Origin of the sequence: Nodosilinea sp. E11, from assembly GCF_032813545.1 — a bacterium.
GTDB lineage: Bacteria > Cyanobacteriota > Cyanobacteriia > Phormidesmidales > Phormidesmidaceae > Nodosilinea.
In genome coordinates this window covers 3,855,877-3,869,387 of record NZ_CP136520.1, presented here as the reverse complement: position 1 = coordinate 3,869,387, position 13,511 = coordinate 3,855,877, and the positions used below count along the sequence as shown (strand labels likewise).

The following is a 13,511-nucleotide window of genomic DNA, read 5'->3' as shown; positions in this document are numbered from 1 at the left end:
GGGGAGGTAAGGGCGGCGGCGCGATGACAGGAGAAGGAAAAATCTGTCTTAAAACAATCTGGGGTCTAGGCTGAGCACAGCCTAGACCCCAGCGGTCGGCAATTGAAGTGGTGTTAGCCTAGACTACAGGAGCTTATTCAGCGGTCACCCGTAGATTGACCATGGCCGTCACCTCGGGGTGCAGTTTCACTTCGGCCTGGTATTCGCCCAGCTTATTGATATCAGGCACCGAAATATCGCGGCGGTCAACCTCTTTGCCAGCCAGCGACTTAATCACATCGGCCACGTCCCCAGAGGTGACCGTACCAAAGATAGCCTCATTCTCGCCCACGGGCTTTTGAATGGTGAACATGCCGATGGTATCTAGGGCCGTCTTGGTGGCCTCGGCCTCCTGCTTAATTTCGAGCAATCGCTGCTTTTGCGCCTCGCGCCGACGCTCTACCTGCTTCAGCACACCGGGGGTAGTGCGCACTGCCTTCCCGTTAGGGATAAGATAATTGCGTGCGTAGCCGGGAGCCACCTCTACTAGGTCGCCGTTATAGCCCAGCTTGCGAATGTCTTCCGTAAGAACTACCTGTACCCGTTTTGCCATGATTTTTCTCGTATAGCCCAGTTGACTATACTACCCAAAGGGGTTGTACATTGGCAACCCCGATCGCCCTCCTCCCCCCAGACTCTTCCATGATTAGACTTGCCCTAGCGCTAGTGCCCGCTGTTTGGGTGATCGCGATCGCCATCATCGCCGTCCAAAATGCCACCCCAGTATCGATTCGCCTACTTAACCTGCAATCGATTGAGCTGCCCTTTGGGGTGCTGTTGGCCTTCTGCGTTGCCGGTGGCATGCTGGCCGCCGCCCTGCTATTGCTGGTGCTGGGCGGCAATCCGCTGCGGGTGTCTCGCCGCAAGCGGCCCGAGGTCTAGCCAACCTTAGAGGTAGCTTTGGTCAATCTGCTCACGACAACAAGGGTAGCCAGGGGCCATAAAAGACCGGCGTAGCGCCTTGACAAGGCTCGCACCGATCGCACTAATTGGTCGGTGCCGCTGTCACATTATTAGCACCCCGAGCCTCCTGAATTTCTACGCTCAGTACCCGTAGAGCCTCAGCATACTGAGGGTCGGCACTAGTGCCAATCGCCTCACGCTCTGTAGACAGCTGCTCCCGTTGTTCGTCAGTCAGCTCCACCGCAATGTCGGGGTTAATACCAGACTTGTTGATATCAGTTCCGTTGGGGGTGAGGTATTTAGCTACGGTAATGGCCACCCCAGAACCATCGCCCAAGCTGCGCACCGATTGCACCAGCCCCTTACCAAAGGTGCGGGTTCCTACCAGCACGGCCCGCTCGTTGTCTCTGAGCGCCCCCGACAAAATTTCGCTAGCACTGGCAGATCCTCCATCGACCAATACCACCAAGGGCTTGTCGGTCAAAGCGCGACTGTTGGCAGTCTCTTCATCGACGACACCCTGACGGTTGACCGTCGATACAATGGTGCCACTGTCTAGCCACATCCGGGCGATATCAATGCTGGAGTACAGCAGCCCGCCGGGATTAGAGCGCAGGTCGAGAATGTAGCCCGTTACTCCCTGGCTCTCTAAATCTGCAATGGCTTCGCTCATTTCGGTGGCAGCGTTAGCGCTGAACTGGGTCAGGCGAATGTAACCCACCGCCCCCTCGGGACCGGCTTGAACGCTGTAGCGCACCGGGTGAATTTCAATACGGGCGCGCACAATGGGCACCTCTAACTCCTGCTCACCCCGGCGAATAGTCAGAGTGACTTCAGAGCCGACCGTGCCCCGAATCCGGCTCACCGCATCGTTGAGTTCCATCTCGCTGGTGGATTCGCCGTCAATCGCCAAAATGACGTCTTGGGGACGAATGCCAGCATCGAAGGCAGGGGTGTCTTCGATCGGGGCTACCACTACGATTGCTTTAGTTTCATCGTCTTGGGAAATTTGAATACCAACGCCGGTGAGTTCCCCGGAGGTGTCCACCTGCATGTTGCGAAATTCTTCTGGATCCATGAAGCGGGTGTAGGGATCTTCCAGCTTCTCCAGCATTTCGCGCACAGCAACATAGGCCTCTTCCTGATTGCTGTAATCGCGCCCTAGATATTCAGTGCGCACGGCTTCCCAGTCGGTCTGGTTAAAGGTGGCATCGACAAAGTTGCGGTTGATGAGCTGCCAGACCTGATCAATTAGCTCTTTCGGGCTTTCTTGAAAGAAGGCTTTACTCTGGGACAGATGAATCCCGGCACCGGTTACGGTAACCGCAGCTACGGCGAGGGCGGTTGCACCGAGGATCAGTCCGCGCTTTGCAAGTGTCATGTGATATTGGTTCTAGCAGCAAATTACGCCCAATCTAACACAAGCTACTGAGAAGCAAGGGGAAGATTTTGCAAGAGAATTTGCCCTGTTACCAACGGTAACAACAGACCCTCAGCAGTTGCCCCGGCTCCGGCGCTGCCCCCCGCTGCAAGCAGGTATGACCTAGGAAAATGCAGCGAGGCAACCGAAGAGAAAATTGACGCAGTGAAGGCGTGTTCTATCGCCTCCGGCCACCGCAAAAAGGGCTAGTACCCAATTCAAACTCCACACCCTGGATTCTCAACAGGCCAACCCGTAGGGCGCATGGCATGCGCCCAGAGGAACCAGGGGTAGCCAGGCAGGATTTCGTAGGAGTTACTGCACCAGTGAGAAAATGCAGGGTTTATGCTGTAACAGCGATCGCAGCCCGGCCAGGCAGATGTAGCTTCTCCGCAGTCCAAGTGGCCCCCTGGTAAGTAAACACCGGGTTAGAAATGGCCTTTCCAGGCAACACTGCTTCACTACTGAGAGAGATCGCTTCGCTGCCCGTATTGAGAGCTGTCACAATTCGCTCATCGGCCAACGTTCGGCTAAATATATAGACCGAACCAGTAGCCTGGAGCACCTCATAGGTGCCAATCCGCAGGGCTGCATAGCGCTGCCGCAGGGCAATCAATTGCCGATGAATGGTCAATAGATCTTGGTGCCACTCTTTTTCAGGGGGGAACGTGCGGCGACAGTCGGGGTCGAGTTCGCCGGGTAGACCGACCTCATCACCGTAGTAGATGCTGGGCGCGCCCGGAAAGGTAAACAGCAACAGTGTCGCCAGCACCATGCTGTCTAGGTCTTCTTGCACCACAGAATAGACGCGGGCCACATCGTGACTCGAGAGCAGGTTGAGCTGGGTGAGCTGAATTTCCCAGGGATAGAGATCCAGCAGGTGCTGAATTTTATCGGCATAGCCAGCAGCGTCCAGCGCCGGATAGGGGTAGTAGTGGGGCATCTCTACCAGGTCCATCCGCACCCGATCGCCCCCGGCAAAGGCGATACTCGGCCCGGTAAACAGGTAGTTCATTACCCCATCAAACTGGGTGCCGTCGAGCCATTCGCTGGCATCGGTCCACACTTCGCCAACAATATAGGCTTCGGGGTTGATGGCTTTGATGCGATCGCGAAACTCCTGCCAAAAGCCCTCGGTCTTGATCTCAAAGGGCACGTCCAGCCGCCAGCCATCGACGCCCTGGCGAATCCAGTACTCACCAACCCGCATCAGGTATTCGCGTACCGCTGGGTGATCGTGCTTAAACGCTGGTAGGGCGCGGTTGTCAACCCAGCTTCTGTAGTTAGCTGGCAGTGCCCCGTCGTAGGCCGCCAGGGGCCAGCCTGCCACCTCAAACCAATCTAGCCAAGGCGAGTTAGGGCCATTTTCAAGAATGTCATTAAAAAAGAAAAAGCCCCGGCTGCAATGGTTAAACACCCCATCCAGCACCACTTTAATGTCTTTGGCGTGGGCGGCCTCCAGCAGGTCAAAAAAGGCTTCGTTGCCTCCCAGCAACGGGTCAACCTGGTAGTAGTCGTGGGTGTGGTAGCGGTGGTTACAGGTCGCCTGAAAAATTGGCGTCATATAAATTGCTGTAACGCCCAAATCGACCAGATAGTCGAGCTTTTCAGCTATTCCCCACAGGTCACCGCCCTTGTAGCCAAAGGGAGTCGGCGGCGACTCCCAGGCTTCTAGAGTCACGGCCATCGCGGGGCCATCTAAGTGCCGACTGGTGCGGGCAAACCGATCGGGAAAGATTTGGTAGAAAACGGCGTGTTTCACCCAGTCGGGGGTTTGAAAAGCCATGGATTGTGCCTCGGTTGCTACCGATAGGCTACCGTCATCTGCTCCGACTGACCACCACAATTTGAGGTTGATAGACGAGCATCTGCAATGGCAAAGGCAGGCCCCCTGACCTGCCTTTACTATTGTTTAGCCTAGCCCTAGCGAGGGTTAGGTCTCAGTCACGTGGGTGCAGACGCCCAAATAGCAGCCGCTAGGGTGCCGACCCAGCAGGTACAGAGTCACATTTACTGTGCCGATGCGAATGCTGTGAAGATCCTCCAGGTGAGTTTCTAGCACATCTCGAAGACTGGCAAATTTTTGGGCTAGGTGCCCTCCCTGTTCGCTGGCCCAGTAGGGGTTGTTGAGCACAGGCCGAAAGAAGGCCTCAGCCGGTTGAATTTGCAGGCTGTCATCTCCAGCCGCCAGTTTTTGGGCCAGGGCCTCGGTGGTGGGCAGGGGGTCGGCATAGATCACCAGCGATACGAGAGCATCGCTTTCGCTGGGGTACCAGAGGCCAGCCATCGCTGCCTCCATGGCTGATAGGGCGATCGTCAACTCGTAGTGTTCAGGCTTCAGTTCCATATCAAGTCCATATCAAGCGGTTTGCAAACCCTTAAGAATGCCCATGGCCTCGTTAACGTGGCCCTTGGGGTTGAACTGAGAGTTAAAAATATGCCGCACAATGCCGTCTTTGTCGATCACATAGGTGACTCGCCCCGGCAGCAGACCGAGGGTGGCAGGCACCCCGTAGGCCTTGCGCACCGCTGAACCGCTGTCGCTCACGAGGGTAAAGGGCAGGTTGTGCTTACTGGCAAAGGCCCGGTGCGAGTCGGGGGAGTCGCTGCTGATGCCAATCACCTCAGCACCCGCCGCCAAAAAATCTTCGTAACTATCGCGAAAGGAGCACGATTCTACCGTGCAGCCGGGGGTGTCATCTTTGGGGTAGAAATACAGCACCACGGCCTTTTGCCCCCGAAAACTGCTGAGGGCAACCGGTTCATTAGCCTGGTTGGGCAACGTAAAATCTGGGGCGCTGTCGCCTACTTTAATTGCCATGAAGAATCTCCTGCACGGGGGTAAATAGCAAGTCCAGCTTGGGCAAGTCCAGACGTGGCTTTGGTTTAGATAGTTCTTTAGAATACTTAATAAACGAATCCTTCGCTCAGCGGATAACCGTCAGATGGTGCCCAGTGCCCCTAGCCCGTGGTCACCATCCCCATCACCCTACCCTTCTGACTTCCCCATCCACTCATTCACCCATGCCCACCCTCGTCTGGTTTCGCAACGACCTTCGCCTTCACGATCACCAGCCGCTGGATGAGGCGTTGCGGGTAGGACAACCCATTTTGCCGCTCTACTGTTTTGACCCGCGTCAGTTTGGTCAAACCAACTTTGGATTTCCTAAGACCGGGGCCTACCGGGCGCAGTTTTTACTAGAAAGCGTGGCCGATTTGCGGCGATCGCTCCGTGCCCGGGGCAGCGATCTGGTGGTGCGAGTAGGCCAGCCCGAAGCGATCATTCCAGACCTGGTGAAGGCGCACAAGGTTGAGGCTGTCTATTGGCACGAAGAGGTCACTACTGAGGAACGGCGGGTAGAGCAGGCGGTGGAGGCTAAGCTGGCGACCATGGGCTGCAAAGCAACGGTGTATTGGGGCTCTACCCTCTATCATCCTGATAACCTGCCCTTTGGCATTGACCGCCTGCCGGAGGTGTTTACCCAGTTTCGCAAGCAGGTCGAGCAGCGCAGCACTGTCGATAGGGCTCTACCCACCCCGGCCCAGCTCCCCCCTCTGCCGACGGTGGACCCTGGCACCCTGCCCACCCTGACGGATTTGGGGTTAGCTATTCCCAGCCCCGACAGCCGCGCCGTGCTCGCCTTTGCGGGTGGCGAGACCGCTGGCTTGGCCCGCCTCAAGCACTACGTCTGGGAAGCCGACTGCCTCAAAACCTATAAACAAACTCGCAACGGCATGGTGGGGGCCGACTATTCATCTAAACTATCGGCCTGGCTGGCGCTGGGCTGTCTGTCGCCCCGCCAGGTATATGAGACAGTGCAGACCTATGAAGCCGAACGCATCCGCAACGACTCGACCTACTGGCTGATTTTTGAACTGCTGTGGCGCGACTACTTTCGCTTCATCTGCGACAAACACGGCGATCGCGTATTTTACCCCTCTGGTCTGCGGGGGTTGCTGATCGATTGGCAGCAAGATTGGGCGCGCTTCGACGCCTGGCGCAACGGTGCCACTGGCTTTCCACTGGTGGATGCGAATATGCGGGAGCTGGCCCACTCTGGGTTTATGTCAAATCGGGGGCGGCAAAATGTGGCCAGTTTTTTGACCAAAAACCTGGGCATTGACTGGCGCATGGGGGCCGAGTGGTTTGAGTCACTGCTGATTGACTACGACCCGTGCAGCAATTATGGCAATTGGAACTACACCGCTGGGGTAGGCAACGACGCGCGTGGCTTTCGCTACTTCAACATTCCTAAGCAATCAAAGGATTACGACCCCAACGGCCTCTATGTAAAACACTGGCTGCCCGAGCTGCGCGAGATTCCTGCCGCCAAAGTGCATGCCCCCTGGAAGCTACAGCCGGTGGAGCAAAAGCGCTTTGGGATCACTATCGGGGTTGACTACCCGCACCCGATAGTGGACCTGCAAAAGTCAGTGGCGGCCAATGAAAAAATTTACCAGGCTGCTCGGGAAATTCGCTAAGGGCGATCGCGCTATCTGCGATCGGGCACCCGACAACATTATTTTACGAAATTGCTTAACCGTAGTCTATGTAACGGCGGGCGATGTTAAGCTACCATACATTTTATGCAGTGTTAACAATGTCATAGTTTGCTGATTAGGCTTTATGGTTTCATCCTTATATGAGGATGTTCTGCTGAAAAGCTCAGTTGCGTCGGCAGTGCTGACACTAACGCATTTTCATAAATTAAACCGTTAAATCAAACCCTTAAATCACATCGTTGAATCAGCCATTTACTGAATAACCCCAGCTTTGGACGGCTGGGGTTTTTTGTGTCTAACGGCGAGCGAGAAACCCTCAGGCGAGGGGAACTACTGCAAACGTGGCCTGATTGATGTAAACCGATTGATCCTGATGCCCGTTTTGCTGGCAACGATCCCTACCTGTCATTCTCGTGGAAACGGGAATCCATTCGAGAGCAATGACGGGCTAGTGGATTCCCACCCCACGCGGGAATAACGGCTTTGTCCTAACTTGATTGGCTATAGCTATATTTGCAACATGATGTTTGCAATGCATTGCCACTGTGCTGCACCCCTTGGGCAACCGGGGGCAGCGTATCCCGCCATTACCGATTGCTCCCATGGCTATTACCTCCCCTGGCCCAGCCCTGACCCTGTTTGGACTCCCCGCTGAGCGGGGTCGCTGGCTACTCATTCCCTTGGGCATTGCGGTGCTGCTCTGTTTGGGCACCCTGTACGCCTGGAGCATTTTTAGAAAACCCCTAGAGGCCGATCTGGGCATTAGTGCGACCGAAAGCCTACTGCCCTATACCGTGGCCCTGGTGTTCTACGCGGCGCTGATGCCGATCGCCGGTTTTTATATCCCTCGCCTAGGGCCTCGACTGGTAGCGGCCTTGGGTGGGGTGGTGGTAGGGGTAGGCTATGTCTTGGCCAGTTTTGCCACCCAGATTGGCACCTTGACTCTGGCCTACGGGGTAGTAGCGGGCACCGGGGTGGGCATTACCTACGGCGTGCCGATGGCGGTAGTGGCCCGGTGGTTTCCTGAGCGCAAAGGGCTAGCGGTAGGGGCCACCATTGTTGGCTTTGGCCTGTCGCCCCTGGTGACGGCCCCCCTGGCCAACGGATTGATCGCAGAGGTTGGGGTGCGGCTAACGCTGCGCATTTTGGGACTGGTGTTTACGGCGGTGATTTTGGCGATCGCCACTACCCTCAAGTTTCCACCCCGCGACTGGCAACCCACCTTGGATCTGCGACCCCAGGACGACAGCGTTACCCCCCAGCGCTACCCCACCCGACTGCTGGGCAACCGCACCTTCTACGGGCTGTGGATCTGCTACGCCATTGGGGCGCTGGTGGGACTGAGTGCCATCGGCATCTCCAGCCCGGTGGGAGAAGAAATTATTCAGCTCGACCCCGCCCTGGCAGCCAGCAGTGTAGCCCTGTTTGCCCTGTTCAATGGGCTCAGCCGACCGCTGTTTGGCTGGCTGAGCGATCGCTTTCGGCCCCACCACATAGCGATCGCCTCCTACAGTTTGATCATCATCGCCTGCATTCTGATGGCCAATGCCGGGCCGGGCCAGGTGGTCACCTACCTGGTAGCCTTTTGCCTGTTTTGGTTTTGCCTGGGGGGCTGGCTGGCCATGGCCCCCGCCCTTACCCTCCGCCTGTTTAACCCCGACCAATACGCCCAAAACTACGGCATTGTGTTTACCGCCTACGGGGTGGGGGCTTTAATCGGCACCCTCAGCGCCGGTCAAATTCGCGACTGGTTTGGCAGCTATACCTACGCCTTTTATCCCATGGCGGGGCTAGCGGTGGTGGGCATGGCGATCGCCACCACTCTGCTCAGGCCCAGCAGCTTCAGCGTTAAAGACTCTGGTTGAAGCTGCGATCGCACAGGGATAGCCAGAGTCACTTAGGTTAGGACATCCAAAAACCCTAAAAACGTTCGAACGTTCAAGCATTCTTAGGAAAAATGTCTTAAGTCGCCCGTCAAAACCCGCTCGCCCACTTGCTACACGGCGCTACACCTTGATTTCCAGTCGCTTGGCGATTTCGGCTGCGTACTGTTCAGCGTTGAGGCCCGTTACTAGGTGCAGCACATCCTCACGCAATCGCATAATGCCCTGAACGCCCACCGTCTGAAGCGCTGTTTCATCAACGATAGTGGGATTGGTCAACTCCACCCGCAGTCGGGTCAGGGCAACAGGGTCCACAGTGCGAATATTGTCGGCCCCACCCAGGGCTAGAATCATCGCCTCAGATTTCTCAGCAGCGTCGGGGTCAGAAGGAATCTGGGCTAGATCGGGAGCCGCTTCGTCTTCTAGACTCTCGGTAGGCACCTCTACGGCATCTGCTTCGGGACCAGCCGTTTTGAGATAATCGGCCATATCGGTCTTGAGGTTGTCAGACTGGGGGCCAAAGATAGCCTGGGCATTTTGCCCCATTTGCAACACCCCAGAGGCACCTAAGGCCTTGAGCCGGGGCACATTGACCTTGGCCATGTCATCCACCGTAATGCGCAGGCGCGTAATGCAAGCATCAAGGTTTTTAATGTTGCTGCGCCCGCCAAAGGCAAGAACTAGGGCTTTGGCCATAGCAGCTTTGTCACCGGTAAGGGCAACAGTTGCCTGATCATCTACCTCACTGTCTTCGCGGCCTGGGGTTAGCAGATTAAAGCGGTGAATAGCAAAGCGAAAGATGAAGTAATACAGCGCGACGAAAGCCGGAGCTAGGGCCGGAATCAGCCAAACCCTCGTCCCTAGACTGTTGAACAGAACGAAGTCAATCAGCCCATGGGAAAAGGTAAAGCCCATGCGCCCGCCCAGGGTGACAAACAGCCAATCGGCAAACCCCGCTAGCACCGCATGGATGGCAAATAGCTGCGGAGCAACAAACAGAAAAGAAAACTCGATCGGCTCAGTGATGCCGGTCAAAAAAGACGTCAGGGCACCGGAGATCATGAGACCGCCCACCTGCTTACGGTTTTTGGGTTTGGCGCTGTGCCAAATGGCGATCGCCGCCGCTGGCAGGCCAAACATCTTAAACCAATAGGCCCCGCCCAAAATTCCTGCTGTGGGGTCGCCCGCAAAAAAGCGAGCAATATCACCCCGCACCACCTCCCCAGTAATCGGATCGTTAAAGCTGCCGATCTGAAAGAAAAACGGCACATTCCATACGTGGTGAAGGCCAAAGGGAATCAGCAGGCGCTCAATGAAGCCGTAGATCGCTACTGTTAGCGACACGTTGTCGCCCGTGGCTGCCGCGTTGGCAAAAGAGTCGATGCCCAGCTGAATCGGCGGCCAGATCACGCTCATCACCAGGCCGGTAAGAATCGCTGCAAAGGCGGTAATAATCGGCACAAACCGCTTGCCCGCGAAGAACCCTAGGTAGCGCGGCAGGCTAATGCGAAAGAACTTGTTGAATAGGTAGGCCGCGACACAGCCCATGATCAAACCGCCAAAAACCCCCGTATCGAGGGTGGGAATGCCCAGCACCACCTTAGTGTCGAGGCCCAAGCCCAGAGCGACCGTGCCCAGGGTAGCCAAAAATACCATCAGCCCTACAGTGGCGGCTAGGGCCGAGACCCCGTCGTTGCCGGTGTAGCCGATCGCGACGGCGATCGCAAAAATCAGCGGCAGACTGGCAAAGATGGCATCCCCCGAATTTTTCATGATCGTAGCCAGCCACTCCGGCAGCCACCAAAACTTGGAGTCGGCGAGCAAGCCCTGTTCTAGCTGCTGAAGCTCGATCAGCCGGGCACTGCCCAGGCCTAGCAGCAACCCTGCCACTGGCAGCACCGACACTGGCAGCATGAGGGATTTTCCCATTTTTTGCAGCAGCCCAAAGGCCTTGTCCCAGGTTGCTTTGATGTTCATGGTTGGAGGTAGAGGGTGAAGGGTGAAGGGTGAAGGGTGAAGGGTGAAGGGTGAAGGGTGAAGGGTGGTGAAATTAACCAGTAGATCCGTAGGGTGCATTCGGCGATCGGAAATGGGTCGGGGTGGGATCTCCTGCCCGCCCATGCACCCTACCCATCTTTCCTCTAGGGTCGTTACACCTCCTCCAGGGGCACCAGGTCGCGCACCTGGGTCGCCGCATCCAAATTCAGCGCCCGCTGGGCCAACTCACAACACTGGGCATAGCTCAAGGCCCGCACCTGGGCTTTTACCGCTGGAATCACCGGCACGCTGACGCTCAGTTCTTTTACGCCCAATCCCAGCAGAATGGGGACCGCTTGGGGGTCGCCCGCCATGCCACCGCAGACGCCCACCCACTTGCCGTGCTTGTCGGCCCCACGCACGGTGAAATCGATCATCCGCAGCACGCTGGGGTTCAGAGCATCGACGTAGGCAGCCAGCTTGGGGTGACCGCGATCCATCGCCAGGGTGTACTGGGTCAGGTCGTTGGTGCCGATCGAGAAGAAGTCGACCTGCTCGGCAAAGCGCTCGGCAGACACGGCGGCGGCGGGCACTTCGACCATGATGCCGATCTCAATGGGGGGCACCCCCAGCTTCTGGCGCTCTTCTTCCATCACCGCTTTGGCCATGGTGAGTTCTTCCATACGGGCGATCATCGGGAACATCACCCGCGCTTTGCCCACCGTGCTGGCCTTGAGAATGGCGCGAAACTGAGTACGCATCAAGTCTGGCCGGTCAAAGCCCAGGCGAATGCCCCGTTCCCCTAAAAAGGGATTCTCTTCAGGAGCCATGGGCAAGTAAGGCAGGGGCTTATCGCCGCCCACATCTAAGGTGCGGATGATCATGGGGCGATCGCCCAGTACTCGCAGAATGTCGGCGTAGATGACCTCCTGCTCGTCTTCGCTAGGCGCAGCGCTCGCCGCCATAAAGATAAATTCTGTTCGCAACAGGCCAACCCCTTCGCCGCCCACCTGCAGGGAAGCTACTGCCTCTTTCTGACTACCGATGTTGGCCACCACCTCGATCGATCGCCCATCGCTGGTGATTGCAGGTTCAAAGGCGTGCTCTAGGTCTTGGGCCTGTTTGGCCGTCTGGCGGGCCATACGCTCTCGGGTTTGCTCGAGTTCGGCCACTGAAGCGTTGAGCTGGATGCGGCCCCTGGTGCCGTCGAGAATTACGGGGGTGCCGTCGGCGAGGTCTAAAATGCGGGGTTCGATCCCGGCGATCGCAGGCAGACCCATGGCTCGCGCCAAAATCGCCACGTGGGAGGTGGCTCCCCCGGTCACTGTGGCGAAGCCCACGACTTGGGCAGGGTCAAGATTGGCCATGTCTGAGGGGGTGAGGTCTTCGGCTAGCAAGACCGTGTTGACGGGCAAGGTCACCCTCTCTTCTTTGACCCCGGTAAGCAGTCGCAGCACGCGATCGCCTACATCCCGCAGATCATTGGCCCGCTGGGCTAGTAGCTCACTCTTGAGTTGCCCCAGGCGATCGGCCTGGGCGGTATAGGTCTGCTGCCAGGCAAAGGCGGCACTCTTGCCCCGGTCGATGGCGCTACCGGCAAGCTCTAGCAGCTCTGGATCCTCTAATAGCTCTTGGTGGGCAGCAAAGATAGCCGCCTGGCTAGGGTCACCCTGACCGTGAACCTTAGCCCGCAGGCTCTCAATTTCGAGCTTGGCCTGGTTGAGGGCGCTGTCGAGCTGACGGTGCTCGGCCTGGGGGCTGTCGGCGGTTTCGGCAACGTGAATCTCCTGCCGTCGCTGGCGGTAGGTCTTGCCCACGGCGACGCCGGGAGAGGCCGCTACGCCCAAAACAATGTTGGGGTGATCGCTTTGGGGCCGAGGGGCCGGAGCCGAGATCTCGGCTTGGGCAATGCTAGCGGGGGCAGCGGTGACGGCAACGGCCCCCGCTTCGCCTAGACCACTGCGGAGGGCTTCAGAGAGAGCTGCGATCGCCGCATCGGCATCGGCCCCCTTCGCCTCCAGGGTGACCATATCTCCCTGAGCCACCTCTAAACCCAGGATTGCCACTACGCTACGCACGTTAGCGCTGTCGCTACCCCGATGCAAGCGCAGAGTTGACTGATATTGCTTCGCTAGCTGCACCAGCACTGCCGCCGGTCTAGCGTGGAGCCCGACCGGGTTGGGAATGACAATTGGCTGAGACGTGACCGTTGCCCCAGTGGCTGCGGCATTGGTGGCACTGGCCCCCATCAGCACCAGCTCTAGCACCGGGTCGCGGGCGGCGTTAACTAGGCCAGTAGCAGGGCGAAACTCCGCTACGCGATCGCTGTTAGTCACCACAAGTTGAGTCAGCAGACTGCGGGCGTTGAGGGCCACATAGTCGGCGTCAAACTCAATTAGCAGGTCACCGGTTTTAACCCTGTCTCCTACCTTCACCTTGGCGCTAAAGCCCTCGCCCTTCAGCGCCACCGTATCAAGACCAATGTGCATCAAAATTTCAAGGCCCTCAGCGGTTTTCACCGTCACGGCGTGGCAGGCACTGTGAATTTGCACGATATCGCCGTCGCAGGGAGCCAGCAGCATTTGGCTAATCGGGTCAATAGAAATCCCATCGCCTACCATTTTCTGGGCAAACACCGGATCGGGCACGGTTGCTAGGGGCACCATCTGCCCCGATAGCGGCGCAACTAAAACTAACGCCTGAGCCTCGGCCTTAGAAACTTGAAGGGTGGAGTCTGGAAGGGATGCCATGGGCAAGTCCTAAAGGGAAAAATCCTGCTCCGGGTT

Annotated in this window: 10 protein-coding genes; 3 read left to right on the top strand and 7 right to left on the bottom strand. The window is 57.4% G+C overall.

What is annotated here, in order from left to right; all coding sequences use genetic code 11:
- Nucleotides 1-133: 133 nt before the first annotated feature.
- The gene (gene rplI, locus RRF56_RS19355; RefSeq protein WP_317034797.1) at nt 134-592 is read right to left on the bottom strand and encodes a 50S ribosomal protein L9; all 459 of its coding nucleotides are present in this window, start codon (nt 590-592) and stop codon (nt 134-136) included.
- An 89-nt stretch (nt 593-681) separates the two neighbouring features.
- On the opposite strand from rplI, the gene RRF56_RS19350 reads away from it, so the two are divergent.
- Nucleotides 682-921 carry a lipopolysaccharide assembly protein LapA domain-containing protein gene (locus RRF56_RS19350; protein WP_317034796.1) on the top strand — a complete coding sequence of 80 codons (240 nt, stop codon included), beginning with the start codon at nt 682-684 and terminating at the stop codon, nt 919-921.
- A gap of 103 nt (nt 922-1,024) precedes the next feature.
- On the opposite strand, the gene ctpC is transcribed toward RRF56_RS19350, so the two are convergent.
- The 4 genes from ctpC to RRF56_RS19330 all read right to left on the bottom strand — a co-directional run bounded on the left by ctpC (nt 1,025) and on the right by RRF56_RS19330 (nt 5,183).
- Nucleotides 1,025-2,323 carry a carboxyl-terminal processing protease CtpC gene (gene ctpC, locus RRF56_RS19345; protein ID WP_317034795.1) on the bottom strand — a complete coding sequence of 433 codons (1,299 nt, stop codon included), beginning with the start codon at nt 2,321-2,323 and terminating at the stop codon, nt 1,025-1,027.
- Nucleotides 2,324-2,705: 382 nt separating this feature from the next.
- Entirely contained in the window at nt 2,706-4,148 is a 1,443-nt protein-coding gene (locus RRF56_RS19340) for a glycoside hydrolase family 13 protein (protein WP_317034794.1), read from the bottom strand.
- Nucleotides 4,149-4,295: 147 nt separating this feature from the next.
- The gene (locus RRF56_RS19335; protein ID WP_317034793.1) at nt 4,296-4,709 is read right to left on the bottom strand and encodes a nuclease A inhibitor family protein; all 414 of its coding nucleotides are present in this window, start codon (nt 4,707-4,709) and stop codon (nt 4,296-4,298) included.
- 12 nt (nt 4,710-4,721) lie between these two features.
- Nucleotides 4,722-5,183 (bottom strand): peroxiredoxin, encoded by a 462-nt coding sequence (locus RRF56_RS19330; protein WP_317034792.1) that lies wholly within the window; start codon nt 5,181-5,183, stop codon nt 4,722-4,724.
- A gap of 203 nt (nt 5,184-5,386) precedes the next feature.
- Between RRF56_RS19330 and RRF56_RS19325 the strand changes: the two genes are divergently transcribed.
- Together RRF56_RS19325 and RRF56_RS19320 are read left to right on the top strand one after the other, a co-directional pair.
- A complete protein-coding gene (locus tag RRF56_RS19325; RefSeq protein ID WP_317034791.1) occupies nt 5,387-6,844 on the top strand; it encodes a DASH family cryptochrome in 1,458 nt (485 codons plus the stop codon).
- Nucleotides 6,845-7,467: 623 nt separating this feature from the next.
- Nucleotides 7,468-8,730: an OFA family MFS transporter gene (locus RRF56_RS19320; protein ID WP_317034790.1), complete on the top strand. Its 1,263-nt coding sequence runs from the start codon at nt 7,468-7,470 to the stop codon at nt 8,728-8,730.
- Between the two features lie 141 nt (nt 8,731-8,871).
- Here RRF56_RS19320 and ptsG read toward each other — a convergent pair whose 3' ends face one another.
- Together ptsG and ptsP are read right to left on the bottom strand one after the other, a co-directional pair.
- Nucleotides 8,872-10,725 carry a glucose-specific PTS transporter subunit IIBC gene (gene ptsG / locus RRF56_RS19315; RefSeq protein WP_317034789.1) on the bottom strand — a complete coding sequence of 618 codons (1,854 nt, stop codon included), beginning with the start codon at nt 10,723-10,725 and terminating at the stop codon, nt 8,872-8,874.
- Between the two features lie 173 nt (nt 10,726-10,898).
- A complete protein-coding gene (gene ptsP, locus RRF56_RS19310) occupies nt 10,899-13,475 on the bottom strand; it encodes a phosphoenolpyruvate--protein phosphotransferase (protein ID WP_317034788.1) in 2,577 nt (858 codons plus the stop codon).
- Nucleotides 13,476-13,511 lie beyond the last annotated feature (36 nt).